Here is a 21,534-nt window from a genome sequence, read left to right on the forward strand (position 1 = left end):
TCATCGGTGCCCGGCGTCACGCCGCGACGGGAAGCGCGCTGCCGCGGGTGTCGGGGTGGGTGAGGGCGGCCAGCGGGTGGTGGGGGGCACCCAACTGGGTGGCCAGTCGACGCGCCAGGTTGAGGCGTACCGGGCCGGTCTCGCAGTCGACGACGACGCAGGGCGCACCGGTCGCCGCGAGCACCGCCGCTGCTGCCGCGGCGCGGTCCAGCGGGCGGTTGCCCGCCGTGGCCCGGCCGTCGGTGACGACGAGGACGAGCGGACGCCTGGACGGGTCGCGCAGGCGCTCCACCCGCAGCAGGTCGGCGGCCGCGAGCAGCCCCTCGGCCAGCGGCGTCCGCCCACCGGTGGGCAACTCGGCCAGCCGGGTCGAGGCGGCCAGCACCGACGAGGTGGCCGGCAGCAACGTCTGCGCCTCGGCGCCCCGGAAGGCGATCACCGCGACCTTGTCCCGCCGCTGGTAGGCGTCGGTGAGCAGGGCGAGCACCGCGTCCTTCACGGTGGTCATCCGCTGCCGGGCACCCATCGAGCCGCTGGCGTCCACGACGAACAGCACCAGGTTGCCCTCCCGTCCCTCCCGGACCGCCTCCCGCACGTCGTTCGGGCGCAACCGCAGCGGGCCGCCCAGCCGTCCCCGGGATGCCTGGTGCGGCGCGGCGGCGCGGACCGTCGCCGGCAGGTGCAGCGCCCCGACCCGGCCGGTCGGGACCCGGGCCCCGGTGGTGCGCCCCCGCCCGGTGCGGGCCCGCGAACGTCGGCCCGGCACGCCGTCACCGACACCGGGCGCGGTGAGCACCCGTGCCTTCAGCCCACCCCGGGGTACGGCCACCGACTGCCCGTCCACGCCGCCCCGGGTCGGATCGTCGTCACCGGCCGCCGACTCCCGGCCGCCGCGCGGGCGCGCGTTCTCGCCGTCACCGCCCCGGTCGTCCGCTGAGCGCTGCGGCCAGCCGTCGGCGCCGTCCGGGCCAGCGCCGTCACGTGCCGGCGAGTGCCCGGCCGACTCGGGTCCGCCCTGGTCGGCGCCATCGCCACTGCCGTCACCGCCCTGCGGGCCGCCTCCGTTCGGGCCACCGCCCCCGTTAGGGCCGCCACCACCAGCCGGGCCGCCGCCTGATGGGCCGCCACCACCCGGGCCGTCGTCGTCCGGGCCCGGGTCGTCCGGGTCGTCGGGGTGGGCGTCCTGGGCACGCTGCAACGCCTCGTCCAGGCGCTTCTCGTCCAGCCCGGGGGTGTCGAACGGGTCGCGCCGGCGGCGGTGCGGCAGGGCCAGTCGGGCGGCCACCCGGACGTCGTCGATGCTCACCCGGTCCCGGCCGTGCCAGGCGGCGTGGGCCAGGGCGGTACGGGCGGTGACGATGTCGGCGCGCATCCCGTCCACGTCGAACGCCGCGCACACCTCGGCGATCTGCCGCAGCGCGGCGTCCGGAAGTCGTACCCCGGGAAGCCGGCGTCGGGCGTCGGCCACCTGGCCGGCGATCTCCGCGTCGGCGTCGGCCCACCGGGCGGCGAAACCGGCCGGGTCGGCGTCGGCGGCGAGCCGGCGGCGGACCACCTCGACCCGGACCTCCGGGTCCCGGCTGGCGCCCACCTCGACGGTGAGCCCGAACCGGTCGAGCAGCTGCGGACGCAGCTCCCCCTCCTCCGGGTTCATCGTGCCGACCAGCAGGAACCGGGCCGCGTGGCTGACCGAGACGCCTTCGCGCTCGACGTGACTGCGGCCCATCGCCGCCGCGTCCAGCAGCAGGTCCACGAGGTGGTCGTGCAACAGGTTGACCTCGTCGACGTAGAGCACCCCCCGGTGGGCGGCGGCGAGCAGACCCGGCTCGAAGGCGCGTACGCCCTCGCCGAGGGCCTTCTCCAGGTCCAGCGAGCCGACCACCCGGTCCTCGGCGGCGCCGACCGGCAGCTCCACCAGCCGGGCCGGACGCGTCTCGGCGTCGGCACCGGCCGGATGCGGCCCGTCCGGGCAGGCCGGGTCCGGCTCGGCCGGGTCACAACCGAAGCGGCAGCCGGCGACCCGGCGGACCGGCGGCAGCAGCGCGGCGAGTGCCCGAACGGCTGTGGACTTGGCGGTCCCCTTCTCCCCCCGGACCAGCACACCGCCGATCGCCGGGGACACCGCGTTGAGCAGCAGCGCCAGCCGCATGTCGGCCATGCCAAGCACAGCACTGAACGGATAATTGACGATCACTGTGCCTTCCTTCGATCGCGACTGCGGGGCTCGCAAAACCGGCTCACTCCTCGCGCTCACACCCGATCCTCCAGGTCGCCCTCGCTGGCCAGGTACGTGTCGCGCAGCCGGTCCAGGGTGGCCGGCTCGGGTTTGGCCCACAGCCCCCGGTCGGCGGCCTCCAACAGGCGTTCGGTGATGCCCCGCAAAGCCCACGGGTTGGACTGCTCCAGGAACTCGCGGGTGGTGTCGTCGAACAGGTACGCGGCGGCCAGGTGCTCGTACATCCAGTCGTCGACCACGCCGGCGGTGGCGTCGTAGCCGAACAGGTAGTCCACTGTGGCGGCCAGCTCGAACGCGCCCTTGTAGCCGTGCCGGCGCATCGCGGCGATCCACTTCGGGTTGACCACCCGGGCGCGGAACACCCGCCGGGTCTCCTCGCCCAGCGTGCGGGTGCGCACGTCGTGTGGCATCGCCGAGTCACCCACGTACGCCTGCGGTGACGTGCCGGTGAGGTGGCGGACCATCGCCACCATCCCGCCGTGGTACTGGAAGTAGTCGTCGGAGTCGACGATGTCGTGCTCGCGGGTGTCCTGGTTCTTCACCGCCACCGCGATCCGGGCGAAGGAGCGTTCCATGTCGGCGCGCGCCTCCCGCCCGTCCAGGCCCCGGCCGTAGGCGTAGCCGCCCCACACCGCGTACACCTCGGCCAGGTCGGCGTCGCTGCGCCAGGTCCGCGCGTCGATCAGGGGCAGCAGGCCCGCGCCGTACGCCCCGGGCTTCGAGCCGAAGATCCGGGCGGTCGCGCGCCGCTCGTCACCGTGCTCGGCGAGGTCCGCGGCGACGTGCGCCCGCAGGTAGTTCTCCTCCTCCGGCTCGTTTAGGGCGGCGACCCGCCGCACGGCATCGTCGAGCAGCGCCACCACGTGTGGAAACGCGTCGCGGAAGAACCCGGAGATGCGCACTGTCACGTCGACGCGCGGTCGGCCCAACTCGGCGGTCGGCACCACCTCGATGCCGGTGACGCGCCGGGACCGCTCGTCCCACACCGGCCGGCAACCCAGCAGCGCGAGCACCTCGGCGATGTCGTCGCCCTGGGTGCGCATCGCGCTGGTGCCCCACACGGTCAGACCCACGGAGCGGGGGTACGCCCCGGTGTCGGCGAGGTGCCGGGCGAGCAGCGAGTCCGCGAGGGCCACCCCGACGTCCCAGGCGTTGCGGCTGGGGATGGCCTTGGGGTCGACGGAGTAGAAGTTGCGGCCGGTGGGCAGCACGTTGACCAGGCCCCGGGTGGGTGAACCGGACGGGCCGGGCGCCACGAACCGGCCGTCGAGCGCGCCGAGGGTGTTGGTCAGCTCGTCGGTGGTGCGGCCCAGCCGGGGCACCAGCTCGGTGGCGGCGAAGTGCAGCACGGCGGCGACGTCCGGGATCGGCTGGCCGGTCACCTCCGCGACCACCGCGTCGACGGCCTCGGCGTCCCAGCCGAGCGTCTCCATCCCGATGACCAACCGCCGGGCGAGGGCCTCGATCAGGTCGACGGCGTCGGCGGCGGTGCCGGCCGGCCCGTCCACCACGTCGGTCAGCGCCACCGGGAGGGCGATCCGCTGCCCGGGCGACGCGAGCAGCTCCTGCTCGTCGAGCCCGTACGCGACGGCGAGCGCCTGCCGCAGGCCGGGCAGGGCCCGGGCGCCACCCCAGATCTGGGGTGCGCGCAGCACCGCGAGGACCAGGTTGACCCGGGGCTCGCCGGTGGGCGCGTCGGCGAGGATGTGCAGCCCGTCGCGGATCTGCACGTCCTTGACCTCGCAGAGGTACCCGTCCAGGTGCAGCACGAACTCGTCGAAGTCGTCCGCGTCGGGCATCGCCTCGGCGTGCAGGTCGTGGTGCAGCTCGGCGGCGCGTACGAGGTCCCAGATCTGCGCCCGCACGGTGGGCACCTTGGCCGGGTCGAGGGCCTGCACCGTGGCGTACTCGTCGAGCAGTTGTTCCAGTTTGGCCAGGTCGCCGTAGGCCTCGGCGCGGGCCATCGGCGGCACCAGGTGGTCGATCACCACGGCGTGCGCCCGGCGCTTGGCCTGGGTGCCCTCGCCGGGGTCGTTGACGATGAACGGGTAGACCAGCGGCAGGTCGGCGAGGACCGCGTCGGGCGCGCAGTCGGCGGCCAGACCGAGGCCCTTGCCGGGCAGCCATTCGAGGGTGCCGTGTTTGCCCAGGTGCACCACGGCGTCCGCGCCGAAGCCGCCGTCGGCGACCGGCGCCGCCAGCCAGCGGTACGCGGCCAGGTAGTGGTGACTCGGCGGCAGGTCCGGGTCGTGGTAGATGGCGATCGGGTTCTCCCCGAAGCCGCGGGGCGGCTGGATGAGCAGCACCACGTTGCCGAAGCGCAACCCGGCGAGCACGATGTCGCCGCTCTCGGTGTAGAGCTGGCCGGGCGGCTCACCCCAGTGTTCCCGCATCCGCTCGCGCAGCTCGGTCGGGACCTGGTCGAACCAGCGCCGGTACGTCGGCCCCGGTATCCGGGCCTCGGCGGCGGCCAGCTGCTCCGGGGTGAGCCACTCCACGTCGTGACCGCCGGCGGCGATCAGCGCGTGGATCAGCGCGTCGCCGTCCTCGGGCGGTGGAGCGTCACCCAGGTCGTAACCCGCCTCGGCGAGTGCGGCGAACAGGCGGACCGCCGAGACCGGGGTGTCCAGCCCGACGGCGTTGCCGACCCGGGAGTGCTTGGTGGGGTACGAGCTGAGGACGACGGCGACCCGCTTGTCGGCGTTGGGCACGTACCGCAGCCGGGCGTGGCGCACGGCGATCCCGGCGACCCGGGCGGCCCGCTCGGCGTCGGCGGCATAGACCGAGAGTCCGTCGGCGTCGATCCGCTTGAACGAGAACGGCACGCTGACGATCCGGCCGTCGAACTCGGGGATGGCCACCTGCATCGCCGCGTCCAACGGGGACAGTCCGGCGTCGCTGCCGGCCCACTGCTCACGGGTGCTGGTCAGGCAGAGCGCCTGGATGATCGGCACGTCCAGGGCGGCCAGGGCGCCCACGTCCCAGGCGTCCTCGTCGCCGCCCCCGGACGCGTCGGCGGCGACTGCGCCGCCGGCCGCGAGCACGGTGACCAGCAGCGCGTCGCAGCGGGCGAAGAGCCCGAGCGGGCCCGCGCCCGTGGTCAGGCCCCGCAGCGAGCCGCAGAAGATCGGCAGCGGGTTGCCGCCGGCTTTGTGGACGGCGTCCGCGAGCACGTCGACGAAACCGGTGTTGCCGGCGAGCGCGTGCGCCCGGTAGAAGACGATTCCCACTGTGGGCCGGTCCGGGTCGGTGGGGTGTTCGCCGTGCACGCCGTACGCCGGGGTGGGTGCGGGCAGGGCGAACCCCTCGCCGGTGAGCAGCACCGTGTCGCAGAGGAACCGGGCCAGCTGCCCGAGGTTGTCCGGCCCACCCTCGACCAGGTACGCCAGAGCCTGGGTGACGACCCCGGACGGCACTGTGGAGATGGCCATCAGCTCCGCGTCGGGCAGCGTCTCGCCGCCCAGCACGACCGTCGGCACGCCGGTGGCGAGCACCGCGGCGAGGCCGTCCGGCCAGGCCTGTCGGCCGCCGAGCAGGCGTACGACGACGAGGTCGACCCCGACGAGCAGGGCGGGCACCTCGTCGGCGGCGACCCGGGCGGGGTTGGCCAGCCGGTAGTCGGCGCCGCTGGCGCGGGCGGCCAGCAGGTCGGTGTCGGCGGTGGAGAGCAGCAGGATGCGCACGGCAGGCTCCGGAGAGTGACGCCCTGGCCGCTACGGAGGCGACCTGGACGAAGCGGGTGGGTGCGGCGTCAGCCGGCACGACGGCGCGGCCGGCTTGCCGACGCGGGCGTCGGGGCCGGTCAGCGCCGGGCGCTCAGCTCAGCGGGCCCGGTGGCCGACGCGGGCGACCTGGAGCACGCCGACGAGGCCGGCCCGGAGCATGCTGGTCCGGCCGGTCGTGGGTGCGGTGTGGCGCCCGCGATGCGGGTCATGACGATGGTCGTCGATGAATGAGACGCCGTGCGTCATCGGGTCCTCCTCGGGTGTCCACGCCCTGGGGTACGTCCCGACGGCCGAAGTATCCTGGCTTCCGGATCAACGCTCTCCCCCGGCCTTCCAACCGCAGACACACGGCCGTGACTCACGAGGGGGGATCGCTCCCCGGTGACAGTGGCGGGACCGCGTCGGAATCGCACCGACTTCCTTCACTGCCGTCAGGCCGCGAATGCTGCCACACCGCCGCGCCGCCGGTCAACGCCGACCCCGGCGCTGTCAAGCGGGTGCCATTCATCGGTTTCCACCGATTGGTGCGACCTCGAACCCGCACGCCGTAATGCCCCGGGTCAATGCGCGACGCCCTTTGCTCTGCTTACCTATCTGCACCAGACACGGAGCGTCACTGGTGCCTATAGGTAAGCAGAGCAAAGGGAGATAACACCTACCCTGGCCTGCGCCGATCGTCCGAGGGCGCGGTGGCATGCGGCACCCTCACCTAGGATCGGCGACCACCGGAGCAGCGTCCGCCATCAATCCCGGGAGTCGATCACCATCGTCGCCATGCGATTCCACCACCTCGCCGGCCGTGTCCGGTTCTGCCCGGGCGATCCGGACCCGGAGGCGGTCCAGGCCGGCGTCGCCGTCGTGGCCGACGAGTGCGGCAGTGTGATGATCGACGCCGAGCCGATGACGCTTGAGCAGGCCCGCTCAGCCGTCGAGGCCGCCTGAACAGACGAGCCTCAGCGGGTGTGCCGTTCCGGGTGGGCCCGGCTCCAGGTGCGCATCCGTTCCGGGTATCCGGTGCGCGCCGCCTCGTACAGCGGCACCGCGTGCTTGCGGGCGATGGACCCCGCGGCCCGTGGCGTGCCGGTACGACGACGGATCCACTCGCCGTCGTGGGCGATCGCCACCACTGTGGTGTCCGTCGCGGTGGTCTCCGGCTCCAGGTAGAACTCCACCCCCCGCCGGCTGGCGACGAACTCCTCCAGCGCCGCGAGATCCTCGCGGGTCGCCTCCCGGTCCAGCTTCGTCGGGGTCGCCTCGGCACCCCGCGACCGGCGGTTGAACCAGCTCATGACCAGCCCCTCTCCTCGACGCCCCTCCAGTGCAGCACCGAATCCTGGCAATACGCTGCACGCCGGATGGGAGACAGCTGACCCGCGTCAAAAGAGACGGGTGGAACCACCGGGGCGTACGCGGTGTCATGAGTGTGATCCGAACGGAGGCCTCCCCCTGGACGACGACGCTCTCGTCACCCGCGCTCGGGCCGGCGACCTGGAGGCGTACGACCTCCTGGTCGCCCGGCACACCGCGTCCGCACACCGGACGGCGGTGCTGCTCGGCGCGGGATCGGACTCCGAGGACGTCATCCAGGAGGCGTTCGTGAAGGCGTACCGCAAGCTGTCCCGTTACCGGGGCGAGTCGTCCTTCCGATCGTGGCTGCTCGCGATCGTCGCCAACGAGACCCGCAACCTGCACCGGTCACGTGGCCGGCGGGACGGGCTCGTCCTGCGGGCCGCGGCGGCGGACCCGACGGCCGAGATTGCCGAGGACGGGGCGGTCGACGCCGTCCTCGCCGGGGAGCGCCACGCCTCGCTGGTGCAGGCCCTGCGTCAGCTCCCGGTACGCGACCGCGAGGTGATCGTCTGCCGGTTCTTCCTCGACCTCAGCGAGGAGGAGACGGTGGCGGCACTGGGCTGGCCCCGGGGCACGGTGAAATCGCGCACGTCCCGGGCCCTGGCGAAGCTTCGCGGCCTGCTCGACCGGGAGGAGGTCCGGCATGGGTGACCTCGAACGGGAGCTGCGTGACCTTTCCGCCTGGCTGGAGACCCCCGACGCGCCGGACGTGACCGCTCGCGTCCGCGTACGCCTCGACAGGCCGGCGCGTCGGTGGCGTCCGCTTGCCGCGGCGGCGCTCGTCGCCGTGGTCGTGGCGGTGGTGCCCCCGACCCGCGCCGCCGTCGCCGACGCTGTCACGGGGCTGCTGCGCTTCGCCGGTGTCAGCATCGCCACCACGCCCGCCCGCACGCTGACCGGCGGCACGCCGTCGCCGTTGCCCGGCCAGCGGTCCATCACCCTGGACGAGGCCCAACGGGCGGTGCGGTTCCCGATCCGCCAACCCGCGAAGCTGGGCCCACCCGAGCGGGTGCTGGTCGCCGACCCCGACGCCACGGGCACCTGCCGGGTGGCGACGTTGCTCTACGACGAGGGCGCGCTGCGCGTCGACGCGTTCGACGGTCGTCTCAATCTGGCCTTCCACAAGGAGGTCACCCCGCCGGGAGCGGACTGGGTCCAGGTCAACGGCGACTTCGCCATCTGGGTGAACGGGCCACACGTGCTGTCGTACGTGGACCGCGCGGGCGAGGTCCGCCAGGAGACCGCCCGACTGGCCGCCTCGACCCTGATCTGGCAGGAGGGCGACGTGAGCTACCGGCTGGAGGGTGCCGTCGGCAAGGCCGAGGCGATCGAGATCGCCCGCTCGCTGCGCTAGGTGTTTCCAGGGAACCCGGCGGGCGCGGCCGGTGTCATGACGGTACGACGAGTCGTCGACGCGTACCGGAAGGGGCGAGATGGTTTCCTGGGGCAGATGGGTGCTGGCATCATCGGTGGTCCTGCTGGCGGGGTGCACGACCACGACCAGCGGCGGGGCAGCCGCGCCAACGAGCTCTGCCGCCACCACGGCGAGCGCCACGGCCGCCACGGCCGCCACGGCGAGCGCCGCGACCGGCTGCGCGGCGCGGGTCGAGACCGGGTCGCTGCCGGACTGGGCGGACGCCGGGTTCAGCGGGGACGCCCGGGTCCCGCACGTGTTCGGCGCGAAGGGTGACATCGTGGCGGTGGTGTTCGCCCATCCGCTGCGGCAGCACCGCAAGGACGGGTCGAACAACAAGATCCTTTGGGTGGCCCGGGCGGCCACGACCTCGCCCGACCCGAGCGAATCGGCGACCCTGGTGATCACCGCGACGCTCGACGGCACCGACACGCGGGTCACCCGGGAGGTCGCCGGCGGGCCGGGCCCGTCGATCATCGACATGCCCCAGCCCGGTTGTTGGCGCCTCGATCTGCGCTGGTCCGGGCACACCGACACGATGGACCTGGTGTACGCACCATGACGTCGTGCCCTGGCGCCGTCTAGGCTGCCGGGCGTGCTGAAGGACGCGCGGGCGGCGGCGGCCCGCAACAACGCCGAATGGTGCGACATCGTCTGCGGCAGCCACGGGCTGGCCGGGCGTACCGACGACGAGGCCTGGTCGGTCCCGCGCCGCTCACCCCCGTGGTATCCGGACGCGGTCACCCTGCGGCCGGGGGTCGACGCCGAGGCCCTGCTGGCGCGCATCGACGCGGGGCCCGGCGCGTCGGTGAAGGACAGCTTCGCCGACCTCGACCTGTCCGGGTACGGCTTCCACGTGCTCTTCGACGCCCAGTGGATCCACCGCCCTCCGGCGGAACCACCGGCCGACGCGCCGCTCACCCCGGTCAGCACCCCGGACGAGTTGGCGGCCTGGGCAGCGGCACACGGCGGTGGCGAGCTGTTCCGCCCCGCGCTCCTGACCGATCCCCGGGTACGGGTGCTCGCCCGCCACGACGACAGCGGTGTGATCACCGGCGGCGCGGTGCTCAGTGGCGGCGACGGCGGGTACGGCGTCTCCAACCTGTTCACCCGCACCGACGACCCCGAGGCCATCTGGCGGGCGGTGTGCGTCACCCTGCCCACCGCGTCCCTGGTCGGCTACGAGGAAGCCCCGGACCTACCCCCAGCCCGACAAGCAGGCTTCCACCCGACGGGCCCCCTCCAAATCTGGCTCCACCCCGGCCGGGGTGGGGGTTAGGCCAGGTTCTTCAGTTCTTCGGGGGTCAGGGTCAGGGCTCCCGCCGCTATGTTCTGCTCCAGGTGGGTGGGGTCTGCGGTGCCGGGGATGGCGAGCACGTGGGGGCCCTGGTGCAGGGTCCAGGCGAGGCGTACCTGATGTGCGGTGACGCCGTGGGCGCGGGCGACGGCCTCGACGGCCTCGCCCTGTGCGGCGCTCGCGCCCGCCTCCCGGCCGGTGCCGGCCAGCGCGAAGAACGGCACGTACGCGATGCCCCGTTCACCGCAGGCCCGGACGAACGCGTCCTGCTCGCGGTAGGCGTCCACCCCGTAGTTGTTCTGCACGCACACCACCGGCGCGATGCCCGCCACGTCGTCCAGCTGCTCGGGCCGGGCGTTGGAGAGCCCGAGGTGTCGGATCAGCCCGGCGGCACGCAGGTCGGCGAGCGCACCGAACCTTTCGGCCAGCGGCACCGCACCGGGCCCTCGACCGAGGCGCAGGTTCACCACGTCGAGCTGGTCGCGGCCGAGCCGGCGCAGGTTCTCCTCCACCTGGCCGCGCAACTGCGCCGGGGTGAGCGCCTCGGTGAAGCCCGCCTCCGGGTCGTACCCGAAACCGACCTTGGTGGCGATGACCAGGTCCTGCGGGTACGGGGCGAGCGCCGCGCGGATCAGCTCGGTGGCGTAGCGGGCCGGGCCGGTGCCGACCCGCAGGGTGCCGCCGGGTGAGACGTAGAAGGCGGCCGTGTCGATGTGGTTGACGCCCAGCTCCACGGCGCGGCGCAGCAGGGCGACGGCCCGGCCACGGTCAGGGTTCGCGGTGATCCGCATGGAGCCGAAGCCCATCCGGTGCACGGTGCGGTCGCCCAGGGTCCAGGTGCCCGCCGCGGCGGCGGTGATCTCGTCGGTTGGCATCGGGCGACCCTAACCAGCCCGGGTACGCGGCGCAGTCGGCCGCGCACCCGATACCGCTCGGCGGTGAATGGGGTTAGTTTTTGTGTGCTGACGGAGCCGGTTCGACGGCGTGCGGCGGGCGCAGCACCCGCACCAGCAGCAGGGTCGGCAGCAGCAGCAGCGGCACCACCAGCAGCGCGCGCAGGGTGCCGACATCGTCGCCGAGCAGCCCCAGCAGCGGCGGCCCACCCAGGAACGCGGTGTAGCCGATCACCGCGACCACGCTCACCCGCACCGGCGCGTGTGCCTCCTCGTCGGCCGCCGCGCTCATCCCGACCGGGAAGCCCAGCGACGCGCCGAGGCCCCAGAGCGCGACGCCGACGATGGCCACCGGCCCTGAGCCGGCCAGTACGGCCAGGCTGGCACCGACCACGGCGAGCCCGATGGTGCCGCTGAGTACCGGCACCCGACCCCACCGGTCCAGCGCGACGGTGCCCGCGGTGCGCCCGATGGTCATGCCGACGACGAAGACACCGAAGACCGCCGCGCCGGCGGCCTCGCTCAGGTCCCGACCGTCCACGAACGCGACCGCCAGCCAGTCGTTGGCGGCGCCCTCGGTGAACGCCGCCACCAGCACGAACAGCCCGATCAGCAGGGTGCGCGGCTCCCGCCAGGCAGCGAGCTGCGCCCGGCGACGGGCAGCCGGGGTGGCGTCCGCCGGGTCGCCGGCGTGGTCGCCGCCCAGCGGCAGGAACGTCCGGGCCGCGAGTGCGGTGCCGGTCAGTACGACCACCGCAACCCCGACGAGGTGCGCGCCCACCGACACGTCGAACCGGGCCGCCCCGGCACCGAGCGCCGCGCCGGCCACCGACCCGAGGCTCCACGCGGCGTGGAAGCGGGGCATGACGGTACGCCTCAGGCGCCGTTCCACCGCCGCGCCCTCGACGTTCATCGCCACGTCACAGGCGCCGGAGCCGTAGCCGAATGCGACCAACCCGAGCGCGACGACGGCGAAGGAGCCGGCCATCGTTGCGCCCAGCCCCGCCACGGTGAGGCCGACCGCGACCAGCACGGTGGCCAGTGTCACGGTGCGGGCCGCGCCCAGTCGCTGGGCGAGCAGGCCGGAGGTGGGCATGGCGAGCAGGGCGCCGACGCTCATCGCCAGCAGCAGCAACCCGAGCCGGCCTGCGGAGAGGTCCAACGCCTCGCGGACCGCCGGCACCCGGGAGAACCAACTGCCGACGGCCAGCCCGTTGAGGGTGAAGGTGACCGCCACGCCGTTGCGGGCGAGCAGCACCGCCCGTGACGGCGGCGGTGCGGTGTCCGGGGCAACGGGACGGCTGGTGGGGGCGCTCACGGGGTCAGGTCCTCTTCCTCGGGGTGATCTCCTCGCACGATCGCACACCTGAGAGCGCTACCACCACAACCGGCGACCGCCCCTTACCGATCCGGGACCGGCCGGGGCATGATGTGAGCAGGCGTTTGTCCGACCTCACGGGCCGCCGTGGGAGGCGACGATGACGGCAGCGGCACACCGACCGGCCACTCTCGAGGACGTAGCGCGGGTCGCCGGGGTGTCCCGGTCGACGGCGTCCCGGGTGATCGCCGGCACGGGGTTCGCCTCGCCGGCTGCCCGGGAACTGGTCACGGCGGCCGTCGACCAGCTCGGTTACGTGCCCAACCCGGCAGCCCGGGCGCTGGTCCGCGGCGGCGGTGGCGGCGTACGAATGGTCGTGGCTGTGCTGGGCACCAGCGCGGCGGTGCTGGACGACCCGTACGTGCACCGGGTGGTCGGTTCGGTCGCCCGGGTGTGCACGCCCTCCGGGGTCGGGGTGGCGCTGCACTGGTTGCCGCTCGACGACCCACGAGGCCTCGACCAGCTCGACGATCGCAGCGTGTGCGGGGTGATCCTGGTCAACACCACCGAGGACCTGCTGGAGTCGGTGCCCCGCTCGCTGCGCGGCAGGGTGGTCTCGATCGGCGTCGGCTCGGCGAGCGTGCCGTCGTTCGACGTCGACAACGGCGCCGGCTCCGAGGAGGTGCTGCGCCACCTGTACGCGACGGGTCGCCGCCGGATCGCCATGGTGACCGGCCCCCGGTGGCTGCCCTGCGCGCAGCGCCCCGTTCAGACGTACCGCCGTCTCATGAGCCAGGCCGGCCTGCCGGAGCGGGTGCTTCCCGGGGACTTCACGGCGGCGCGCGGCCGGGTGGCGGCGGGCGTGGCGCTGCGTCAGTGGCCGGACGTCGACGCGATCTACTCGATCAGCGACGACACCGCGCTCGGGGTGATGGCGGGCCTGCGGGACGCCGGTGTGCGGGTGCCCGACGACGTCGCGGTCGCCGGCTTCGACGACATCCCGCTGGCCGGGCTGACCGCCCCGGCGCTGACCACGGCGAGCCACCCGGTGGGGCGGATCGCCGCCGCCGCGGCCACCGCCCTGCTGGACGGACGTCCGTCCGCGCCAGTGACCCTCTTCCCGTCCGCCCTGGTGGCCCGGGCCAGCGCCTGAGTCGACGGTCAGCACCTCGGCGACGGTTAACCCAGGTCGGGGCGGGTAACCGCGTCGGACGTTTTCCTCGACTGCGAGGGGTGGCCTGTGCCCGACTCCGCGCCGCCGTACCGGACCCCGCAGGACCTCCGGCACGGCCGGTTGACCGCCCGCCGCCACGCGCCGGTGGTGCCGGGGCCGACCGGGCTCGTGCCCATGACCGGCCCCGATGGTGACCAGCTGGCGATGGCGTACACCCCGGAGTCGGCCGCCGACGGATCGGTGTACCGGTTGGTGCTGCTCCTGCACGGTGCGGGCGGCTCGGCGCGGCAGGGGCTGGACCTGCTGCTGCCCGTCGCGGACGAGCACCAGCTGCTGCTGGTCGCCCCGCAGTCGTCGGCGGCCAGTTGGGACCTGATCGCTGGCGGCTTCGGCGCGGACGTGGCGCGGATCGACGGCCTGTTGGCGACCGTCTTCGACCGCTACCCGGTCCAGGAGGTGACGTTCGGTGGGTTCTCCGACGGCGCCTCGTACGCGCTGTCGCTGGGCCTGGCCAACGGCGACCTGGTCGACGCGGTGCTGGCCTTCTCCCCCGGTTTCGCCGCGCCACCGGTCACCCACGGTCACCCCCGGATCTTCATCTCGCACGGCGTCGACGACCGGGTGCTGCCCATCGACGTGTGCAGCCGCCGGCTCGTCCCGCACCTGCACAGCCGTGGCTACGACGTCACCTACGAGGAGTTCCCCGGCGGTCACGAGATCCCGGCGCCGATCCGCGCTGCCGCCACCACCTGGCTGACCACCTGACCGGGCGGCGGCCAGGAGGCAGGGCGTCGGTCGGGGACGGGTCAGATCGCCGGGAGGCCGAGGGCTTCGTCCACCCGGGCGAGGACGGCGGCGTCGTCGTCGGGGTTGACGCCACGTAGCAGGTCGATGGCCGTGGCCCGGACCTGACCGATGATCATCGCCAGTGGGAGGGCCTGCGTCGAGCCGAAGAGCTGCCCGGCGGTGCGCACCGCGGCGAGCGCCGACTCGTCAGCCCGGGTGGCGTGCTGATCGGCGGTCTCGTCCTGCCCCGTCAGGTCGGCGGCGAGGGCAGCGCCGGCCTCGCGGACCGCCTCGGCCAACGACCGCAGGGCCGCACCCAGCTCGGGTGGCGCCGGGGCGTGCGTCCGGCTGAGTGTCACGCCGGCGCGGGCCAGCACCCGGACGTTGCGTACCGCGTAGTCGATCTGCCGGATCGACTCGTCGACCGACTTCAGCCGACCGATGTGCCGACGTCGACGGACGTTGAGCTGCAGCGCCTCGCCGGCGGCGAGCACTCCGTCGCGCAGGCCGTCGACCCGGGCGTCCATCCCCCGGGCCTGCGTCAGCGCGGCGACCGCCGCGGCCTCGTCGCGGTGGTCCAGGGCGTCCGCGATCCCGCCCAGCAGCCCGGCCAACTCGTCGAAGGTTCGCCGAACCTCGGCGACCAGCGGCGCGAGGGGCCGCCGGGCGTCGACCAGCAGACTGGCCGCGAGCGCGACCGCGCCACCGATCAGCGCGTCGACGAAGCGGAACGGCACCAGCGTGCCGTCCGGTGGTGCGACCACCACCAAGTAGAGCGCGGAGACCGCGGCCTGCACCAGCGTCACGCCGGTGGCGCCGAAGGCCACCGCGAGGAGCACGGTGAGCAGGATGACGGTGAAGACCGTCCAGGTGCTGCCGGGGCCGAGCGCCTGCACGACCAGGTCCGCGACGAGCACCCCGGCGGCGACCCCGAGGACGACCTCGACGGCCCGGCGGATGCGCTGGCCTCGGGCCTGACCGAGAACGATCAGCGCTGCGGCCGGCGCGAAGAAGGGCTGCGGGTGCCCGAGCAACCGGGTGGCGAGCAGCCAGGCCACCGTGGCCGCGACGGTTGCCTCCACCACCGGTCGCCAGCCGTGCCGCACACGCCCGCCAGCCGTCCGCAGACCGCTGAACCGCACCATCACCAATCTCCCCTTCACTGCGCCGACCGGATCTGACCGCGACCGGTCGGCACTCCGCCGCCACCCGCCACCGGTCGCCACCAGTTCGCGGCACCGCGCCGCCCGCGCTCGCTCTGGAGCTGATGTCGTGAACGCATCGCGGGCGCCTGATGTCGTAAACGATTCAGCTCCAGAGCGCCAGCCCACCGCCCCACGCCGCCGATCCACAGCACGACAACCAACCCACGGCGCCTTCAGACGAACTGGTCGCCCTGCCGATCGGGGTCGGTGGACCGTGCAACCGGCTCGTCGTCGCGATGCGGGACGCCGCAACGCGGCTCACCCCGGGCCGGGCCGCCCTGCGCGGCATGGCCCGCTATGCGGACTGGAGCCCTCCGGCGGGTTGAACCGGCCCCGTGGCCGTCCGGCCGGTCGTCATCGCGGCGTACTCGGGTGAGGAGAGGAACTGGGTCAGCACCTCGACGGCACCCGGTGTCCAGGGGCGGCCGTCGAGCACCTCGTCGCCGGAAACGAAGACCATCGCCGCGCCCTCACCGAGCACCACGTCCTCCTGCTGTGCCCGGGTGCGGCCGAGGAAGTAGTGCTTCACCCGACCCAGCTCGGGAAACGGTTGCACGGCGATCGGGCGCAGCGGCCCGTCCGCGCGCAGGCCGGTCTCCTCCCACAGCTCCCGCTCGGCGGCCTGCTCCGGCGTCTCCCCCGGCTCGCCGTGGCCGCCGGGCAGGCCCCAGACGTCCGGGTGGTGCGGCGCGTTGCTGTCGCGCAGTTGCAGCAGCAGTCGCCCGTCGGGGTCCACCAGGAGCACGCACGCGATAACGACCATTCCCCCAGCCTATGCCGGCCAGGTGGCGCTGTCGGGTAGACGCTCACGCGATGGCAGTGCGTGCCGACGCCCTACGCTCGGACGGTATGCGGTGGCGGATCGGTTACCGGCTGCGAAACGCGCTCATCGTCGGCGGCAGCGTCGGCATGGGCCTCTTCGGCTGGCAGACGCTGACCGCCGACGTGCCGAGCCGCCCTCCGGCCGTCGACGTCTGCGGCCTCGTTCGTCCCGAGACGGTCGCTCGACTGGTGCCCGACGCGTCGCGGCCGGCGGTCGAGCGTGGCGGCCGGGGATACGTCCTGTGCGTGTACACCGGCTGGGCGGGTGTGGGCGCCCACCGCGACGAGGTGGTGCTCTGGTTCGGCTACCACCGGCACACGCGGAAGGACGGCGAGTCCGCGGTGCGACGGGCCCGTGCCGACGTGGGCGATTGGCGTTGCACCCGCTGCCGGCCACGTCCGACGCCCGTTCGGATCGGCGATGAGTCCTACGAGCACGGCCTCACCTATGCCGACGACGGACGGCAGACCGCCCAGGTCACCGCTCGGATCGGCACGGTGACGATCGCCGCCGAACTGGACACGGCGTACGCGGCCCGGGACGCCATGTTCGAGGCCGTGCGGAATCTGGCGCAGGAGGTGGCCGCGCGATGCCGCGCAGAATGCTGAGCGAGTCGAACACCGTGCTGGTGATCGTCGCCGTGGCCCTCTCCGTTGGCGGCTACGCGCTGGGACGGGTCGTCGCCCGGCCGGTCGAGCGCGCACAGACAGCCATCGTGGACCGGTTTGCCGCCCCTGTGTCGATGCCTCCCCTGCCGACGCCGCCGCACTATCCACTGTCGACGCCACGCGCGATGTCGTCCTCCTCCGGAGGAACCGTCGGTGGCGCGCGGTTCGTCGCGGACGAGGCGGCGCCCCTCAGCGAACCGGGGCTGCCGGTGGCAGCTCTGGTGCCCAGGGGCACCGAATGGCGGTGCCTCGTGTTCAGTCTGCCCGGCACCGGCGCCGCGTCGACAGCCGAGTGGGAGTGCTCCGAGGGGGCCGCCGACACGACCGGCCAGACGACCTCGCTGCGCGTGTTGCTGGCACCGTGCCCGCCGCCGTGCGACGCCGAGGCCAGGGCCCGGTTACGGCCGCCGTTCGTGGACCCGTCCGCCTGGGCCGTCGACGACAACACCTGGCTTGCCGACCTCCTGTCACCTCCGGACTGGATGGGCCGCCGGACCCTGCACCTGATGATGGAACATGTCTGGGCGGCGCCGCCCGGGTCACTGGGACCGGGCTCTCCGGCACAGACCGTCTACGTGGCGGCCCGCGTGGAGAACTGGCCCGACGACCGACCCACGGCGGAGAAGGTCATGAACGGTCTCCGCGGCCAGATGTAGCATGCCGGGGCCTGCGAAAGCGCAGTAGGGCCCAAAGCTCCAGAATAGTCATTCGGGCTGTCGTCGGGCTCAAACAAATGCGACAGCGCGCCGGTACAATCGGCGACTGCCTTGTGACCGATCGCTGACTGCTGACTGTGAAAGCGATCACACACACTGAGCTCATGAACAGGAGAGTCAACCGCGGTAAGGCACTCCGCGTCGCGGTGTGTCTCGTCCTTCTCGCCGCGCTGAGCAGTTGTATGCAGCTCAACATGGGCCTCACCGTCAACGCCAACGACACGGTCGACGGGCAACTGCTGCTGACGGCCGAGAAGTCCGTGCTGAGCGCCCGGAACAAGAACATCACGGCCGCCTTCGCGGAGCTGCGGCAGAACATTCCGGCCCTGCCCGCCGGAGAGGAGACCGGGTACGAGGACAGCAAACTCTTCGGCTCCCAGATCAGTTATCGCAAGGCACCGCTGGCGGGGTTCGACACGGAGAGCGTGAAACTGGTCCGGGACGGCGACCTGTATCGCTTCACATTGCCGCTCGACCCGAAAAAATACGGCGGAATGGTCGCGCAGCAGAATCCGCAACAGCAGCAGGCCTTCCTCAAGCTCATGTCGTTCGAGATCTCGGTGACATTTCCCGGCCGGGTGATCGACAGCAATGGCACGGTGAACGGCCGGTCGGTCAGCTGGCGGGTCGACTCCAACCAGGACAAGCCGAGCGAGCTGCGGGCCGTCGCCGAGGCGCCACCCCGATCGTCCGCCTCGCCGGCCGCCGCCGGGGACGACGGCGGGTTCCCGTGGCTGCTGGTCGGCGGCGGTGCGCTCCTATTGCTGCTGCTCGCCGCGGTGGGCGTACTCCTGGTGCGCCGCCGTCAGGCCGCGATGCCGGCAGCGCCCGGTCCGACGCCGCCCGGTCCGACGTCGCCGGGCCCGCCCGTCGGCGCCCCGGGGCCCGGCTGATCCACCTGGTGGCCGGCTCAGCCGGCCACCAGGAGCACCGAACCTCACCACCACCACATCCCGGTCGCACCATCGCAGAAAAGGGGGATCGCCGTGAACGATCTCTTCACCTGGGCAGCTCTGGGGACCATCGCCGGCGCGAGCGCCGCCACCCTGCTGGCCACCAACGTCATCGGCGGGCTGCTCGGCCCGAGCGGCGACAAGTTCCGCAAGTGGATCGCCATCGCCATCGCACTGCTGCTCTCCTACGTGACAGCGGCATTCGCTGACGACGCCGGCGGCGAGAAGTGGGTCATCGCGTTCTTCAACGCCCTGGTCATCTTCTCCGCCGCGCTCGGCGTCAACCAGTTCCCGCCCGGCAACCGGCAGGCGACGCAGCCGTCGCCGACCCAGGTCGCACAGGGTCGTGAGCCCCGAGTCTTCCGTTCCTGGGTTTGAGGGTGACGTCATGGTCTTCGGAATCATCAGCGCGGCGGTCCAGGTCAGTCTTGGCGCCCTGTTCGGTTTCCTCGCCGGTGGCACGATCGGGCTGATGGTGGGCGCCGTCGTGGGCCTGCTGGTCGGCGCGGTCTTCGGCTGGGCGGTGGCGTCCGCCGGGGTGTACGCGCCGGACGCGCGCGGCATCTTCCTCTTCGTCGTCGACCACACGTGGAGTCTGCTCAACACGGTCGTCGGCGCCATCTACCTGGCCGCACACCTGATCTTCGGGCACTCGCTGGACCGTCCCACCTCACAGGGCAGCGGACGGGTCAGCGTGGTGGAGGGGGTCTCGCCCCGCTACGCCACCACCATCGGCACCGTCTGCGCCGGCTCCAGCTCCGGCATCCAGCGGCACGAGGACGTGCACATCTTCCAGGGTCGCCTGCTCGGGCCGCTCTACATCCCCCTCGTCCTGGCGAACTACGTGCTGTTCACCATCGCCCCGGTGTGGCTGCTCTACCACGACCACACCAACGCCCCGATCAACCGCTTCACCCGGTACTTCGAGATCGGCGTCTACCCGCACGTGTGGAACGAGGCCATCGCGTACCGGATCCAGGGGACGCCGCCGCGATGACCACTGACGGGCGCGGACCGATCGAGACGGCCACCGCCGAGCTGGTCGCCTGGGTGACCAGCGCGGCGGGGGAACCGGTCCCGGTCGGCCCGCCCCGCGCATGCGACGACGGGGACGGGCTCACCCTCTGGCCACTGGAGCTGCGCCCGGCCCGGCAGACCCGCTCCAGCGGCGCGGTCCGTGAGCCATACCGGTTCACGGTCCGTTTCCTGCTCTGCGTGACCGGGCCGGCCGGGTTGTCCCGGCTGGACCGGGTGCTCACCGCCGCGACCAGTGACGGCAGCTATCCGGTCGTCCTGGAGGCCGGTGACCCACCGCTGTGGACGGCGTTCGGCTCGGCACCGCGCCCGGCGCTGCTGATCGACGCACCCGCGCAGGTGGACCACCCGGCCCCGGCCGCGCCGCCGGTGCTGCAGCCGCTGCGTCTGCGGCAACTGGGGGTGCGCGCCCTCGCCGGCCGGGTGGTCGGTCCCGAGGACCAACCGCTGGCGGCGATGCGGGTCGAGCTACCCGGCACCGGGTCCGCCACCCGTACCGACCCCGACGGCCGGTTCCTGATCGTCGGCGTCCCGCACGACCCCGAGCACCCGGCTCCGGTCCGGCTCCGGCTGACCGGGCGGGGCCTCGTCCTCACCGCCGACGTCGACCCCGCCGAGGCCGACATCGTCATCGTCTGCGCGCCACCGACCCACTGACACCCACCCGCACAGGAGGACCGATGCCCAGCTACTTCTCCCCCGGCATCTATGTCGAGGAGGTCCCGAGCGGTGCCCGACCGATCGGCCCGGCGAGCACCAGCATCGCCGCGTTCGTCGGCATCGCACCGGACCGCTCCGCCCACCTGGGCAAAGCGGTGCCGGTCAACAACTGGACCGAGTTCCTGCGGCTCTTCGCTGGCGGTGAGCGGGTGGAGAGCACCCCGCTGGCCCGAGCGGTCTTCGGCTTCCTGGACAACGGGGGCGCCCGCTGCTGGGTGGTCAACGTGGGCGAGGGCGGCGCGATCACCGGCAGCGGGCAACGCCGTGGCGGTCTGCAACTGCTGGAGGCCGTCGACGAGATCTCCATCATCGCGGCGCCCGGCTTCCATGACGTGGTGTCGCACGAGGCGCTGCTCAGCATGGCCGAGCGCACCCGCACCATGGTCGCGATCTGCGACCCGGCACCGGACATCGACGACATCTCCGCGTTGACAAGGGTCGCCACGCCGTCGTCGGGCAAACCCCCCAAGCCCGCCGAGGGTACGGGCGGCGGCTCGGGCGGTCCCGGCGGCGGCTCGACCCAGCCGGGCGGCTCCGGTGGGCACGAGGGGGCGGCCTACCGGCCCCGGCAGTCCGAGTTCGGGGCCTTCTACTACCCCTGGCTGCGGGTCCGCGACCCGATCAGCGGCGAGTTGGAACTCACCCCGCCGAGCGGGCACCTGGCGGGCATCTGGGCCCGCACCGACGCCCTGCGCGGGGTGCACAAGGCACCAGCCAACGAACCCGTACGCGGCGCCGTCGACCTGGGCTACCTGGTCACCCGACCGGAACACGACGTGCTCAACCCCAAGGGCGTCAACGTGATCCGCTACTTCGCCGGTGAGGGCATCCGGGTCTGGGGTGCCCGTACGCTCGCCGCCGAGGCCAGCGAGTGGCGCTACCTCAACGTACGGCGACTCAGCATCGCCATCGAACAGGCCATCGCCAACGGCACCCGGTGGATGGTGTTCGAGCCCAACGACTTCACCCTCTGGCGCTCGATCCGGCGTGACATCGGGGCGTTCCTCACCCGGGTGTGGCGCGACGGCGCGCTGCTCGGACGCAGCCCCGAGGAGGCGTTCTTCGTCAAGTGCGACGAGGAGACCAACCCGCCGGACGTCCGCGACGCCGGCATGGTGATCGCCCACATCGGCATCGCCGTCGTCAAGCCCGCCGAGTTCGTGGTGTTCAAGCTGAGCCAGTGGGCCGGCGGCACCGAGACCGAGACGATCGGAGGCTGAC

22 protein-coding genes and 1 riboswitch are annotated in these 21,534 nt (G+C 73.2%); of the genes, 14 read left to right on the forward strand and 8 right to left on the reverse strand.

The genetic code is table 11. The annotated features are described in order from the left end of the window. Positions 1-16: 16 nt before the first annotated feature. The 3 genes from GA0070619_RS13585 to GA0070619_RS32370 all read right to left on the reverse strand — a co-directional run bounded on the left by GA0070619_RS13585 (position 17) and on the right by GA0070619_RS32370 (position 6,207). Positions 17-2,254, reverse strand: coding sequence for a magnesium chelatase subunit D family protein (locus GA0070619_RS13585; protein WP_414855627.1), 2,238 nt, complete (start codon positions 2,252-2,254; stop codon positions 17-19). After that, positions 2,251-5,919 carry a cobaltochelatase subunit CobN gene (gene cobN, locus GA0070619_RS13590; RefSeq protein ID WP_088948392.1) on the reverse strand — a complete coding sequence of 1,223 codons (3,669 nt, stop codon included), beginning with the start codon at positions 5,917-5,919 and terminating at the stop codon, positions 2,251-2,253. The genes GA0070619_RS13585 and cobN overlap by 4 nt, the downstream gene beginning before the upstream one ends. 138 nt (positions 5,920-6,057) lie before the next feature. Continuing rightward, entirely contained in the window at positions 6,058-6,207 is a 150-nt protein-coding gene (locus GA0070619_RS32370; RefSeq protein ID WP_157743990.1) for a hypothetical protein, read from the reverse strand. A gap of 25 nt (positions 6,208-6,232) precedes the next feature. Further along, positions 6,233-6,409: riboswitch (cobalamin riboswitch) on the reverse strand. Positions 6,410-6,735: 326 nt separating this feature from the next. On the opposite strand from GA0070619_RS32370, the gene GA0070619_RS32375 reads away from it, so the two are divergent. Then, a complete protein-coding gene (locus GA0070619_RS32375) occupies positions 6,736-6,903 on the forward strand; it encodes a hypothetical protein (protein ID WP_157743991.1) in 168 nt (55 codons plus the stop codon). 11 nt (positions 6,904-6,914) lie between these two features. Here the strand turns inward: GA0070619_RS32375 and GA0070619_RS13595 are convergent, their stop codons facing one another. Beyond that, positions 6,915-7,250 carry a hypothetical protein gene (locus GA0070619_RS13595; RefSeq protein ID WP_088948393.1) on the reverse strand — a complete coding sequence of 112 codons (336 nt, stop codon included), beginning with the start codon at positions 7,248-7,250 and terminating at the stop codon, positions 6,915-6,917. Between the two features lie 100 nt (positions 7,251-7,350). On the opposite strand from GA0070619_RS13595, the gene GA0070619_RS13600 reads away from it, so the two are divergent. From GA0070619_RS13600 to GA0070619_RS13615, 4 genes are all read left to right on the forward strand, one after another. Then, complete coding sequence (locus tag GA0070619_RS13600; protein ID WP_088948394.1) at positions 7,351-7,962, forward strand: RNA polymerase sigma factor; 612 nt, start codon at positions 7,351-7,353, stop codon at positions 7,960-7,962. Continuing rightward, positions 7,955-8,665 carry a hypothetical protein gene (locus GA0070619_RS13605; protein WP_088948395.1) on the forward strand — a complete coding sequence of 237 codons (711 nt, stop codon included), beginning with the start codon at positions 7,955-7,957 and terminating at the stop codon, positions 8,663-8,665. Before GA0070619_RS13600 ends, GA0070619_RS13605 begins: the two co-directional genes overlap by 8 nt. Positions 8,666-8,765: 100 nt before the next feature. Beyond that, entirely contained in the window at positions 8,766-9,287 is a 522-nt protein-coding gene (locus GA0070619_RS13610) for a hypothetical protein (RefSeq protein ID WP_231927409.1), read from the forward strand. 33 nt (positions 9,288-9,320) lie between these two features. Then, the gene (locus tag GA0070619_RS13615) at positions 9,321-10,004 is read left to right on the forward strand and encodes a hypothetical protein (RefSeq protein ID WP_088948397.1); all 684 of its coding nucleotides are present in this window, start codon (positions 9,321-9,323) and stop codon (positions 10,002-10,004) included. Here the strand turns inward: GA0070619_RS13615 and GA0070619_RS13620 are convergent. After that, complete coding sequence (locus tag GA0070619_RS13620; RefSeq protein ID WP_088948398.1) at positions 10,001-10,897, reverse strand: aldo/keto reductase; 897 nt, start codon at positions 10,895-10,897, stop codon at positions 10,001-10,003. The two genes, GA0070619_RS13615 and GA0070619_RS13620, sit on opposite strands and share 4 nt — an antisense overlap. Before the next feature lie 73 nt (positions 10,898-10,970). Beyond that, on the reverse strand, positions 10,971-12,233 hold the full coding sequence (locus tag GA0070619_RS13625; protein WP_088948399.1) for an MFS transporter: 1,263 nt from the start codon (positions 12,231-12,233) through the stop codon (positions 10,971-10,973). Positions 12,234-12,393: 160 nt separating this feature from the next. Between GA0070619_RS13625 and GA0070619_RS13630 the strand changes: the two genes are divergently transcribed. Together GA0070619_RS13630 and GA0070619_RS13635 are read left to right on the forward strand one after the other, a co-directional pair. Next, entirely contained in the window at positions 12,394-13,386 is a 993-nt protein-coding gene (locus GA0070619_RS13630; protein WP_088948400.1) for a LacI family DNA-binding transcriptional regulator, read from the forward strand. Between the two features lie 87 nt (positions 13,387-13,473). Further along, positions 13,474-14,172 carry an alpha/beta hydrolase gene (locus GA0070619_RS13635; RefSeq protein ID WP_088948401.1) on the forward strand — a complete coding sequence of 233 codons (699 nt, stop codon included), beginning with the start codon at positions 13,474-13,476 and terminating at the stop codon, positions 14,170-14,172. Between the two features lie 41 nt (positions 14,173-14,213). On the opposite strand, the gene GA0070619_RS13640 is transcribed toward GA0070619_RS13635, so the two are convergent. Together GA0070619_RS13640 and GA0070619_RS13645 are read right to left on the reverse strand one after the other, a co-directional pair. Beyond that, entirely contained in the window at positions 14,214-15,338 is a 1,125-nt protein-coding gene (locus GA0070619_RS13640) for an FUSC family protein (RefSeq protein WP_088948402.1), read from the reverse strand. A 355-nt stretch (positions 15,339-15,693) separates the two neighbouring features. Continuing rightward, positions 15,694-16,161 (reverse strand): NUDIX hydrolase, encoded by a 468-nt coding sequence (locus GA0070619_RS13645; protein ID WP_088948403.1) that lies wholly within the window; start codon positions 16,159-16,161, stop codon positions 15,694-15,696. A 50-nt stretch (positions 16,162-16,211) separates the two neighbouring features. On the opposite strand from GA0070619_RS13645, the gene GA0070619_RS13650 reads away from it, so the two are divergent. The 7 genes from GA0070619_RS13650 to GA0070619_RS13680 all read left to right on the forward strand — a co-directional run bounded on the left by GA0070619_RS13650 (position 16,212) and on the right by GA0070619_RS13680 (position 21,533). Next, positions 16,212-16,829, forward strand: a complete 618-nt coding sequence (locus GA0070619_RS13650; protein WP_157743992.1) for a hypothetical protein — start codon at positions 16,212-16,214, stop codon at positions 16,827-16,829. Then, positions 16,811-17,545: a hypothetical protein gene (locus GA0070619_RS13655; protein WP_157743993.1), complete on the forward strand. Its 735-nt coding sequence runs from the start codon at positions 16,811-16,813 to the stop codon at positions 17,543-17,545. The genes GA0070619_RS13650 and GA0070619_RS13655 overlap by 19 nt, the downstream gene beginning before the upstream one ends. A 164-nt stretch (positions 17,546-17,709) precedes the next feature. Beyond that, on the forward strand, positions 17,710-18,498 hold the full coding sequence (locus GA0070619_RS13660; protein WP_088948406.1) for an LppM family (lipo)protein: 789 nt from the start codon (positions 17,710-17,712) through the stop codon (positions 18,496-18,498). Between the two features lie 93 nt (positions 18,499-18,591). After that, positions 18,592-18,936, forward strand: a complete 345-nt coding sequence (locus GA0070619_RS13665; protein ID WP_088948407.1) for a hypothetical protein — start codon at positions 18,592-18,594, stop codon at positions 18,934-18,936. Between the two features lie 10 nt (positions 18,937-18,946). Further along, the gene (locus tag GA0070619_RS13670; protein WP_088948408.1) at positions 18,947-19,555 is read left to right on the forward strand and encodes a glycine zipper family protein; all 609 of its coding nucleotides are present in this window, start codon (positions 18,947-18,949) and stop codon (positions 19,553-19,555) included. Further along, the gene (locus tag GA0070619_RS13675) at positions 19,552-20,250 is read left to right on the forward strand and encodes a hypothetical protein (protein WP_088948409.1); all 699 of its coding nucleotides are present in this window, start codon (positions 19,552-19,554) and stop codon (positions 20,248-20,250) included. The genes GA0070619_RS13670 and GA0070619_RS13675 overlap by 4 nt, the downstream gene beginning before the upstream one ends. A gap of 23 nt (positions 20,251-20,273) precedes the next feature. Then, entirely contained in the window at positions 20,274-21,533 is a 1,260-nt protein-coding gene (locus GA0070619_RS13680; protein WP_088948410.1) for a phage tail sheath family protein, read from the forward strand. Position 21,534 lies beyond the last annotated feature (1 nt).

This window comes from Micromonospora zamorensis (assembly GCF_900090275.1).
In the GTDB taxonomy this organism is placed as follows: domain Bacteria; phylum Actinomycetota; class Actinomycetes; order Mycobacteriales; family Micromonosporaceae; genus Micromonospora; species Micromonospora zamorensis.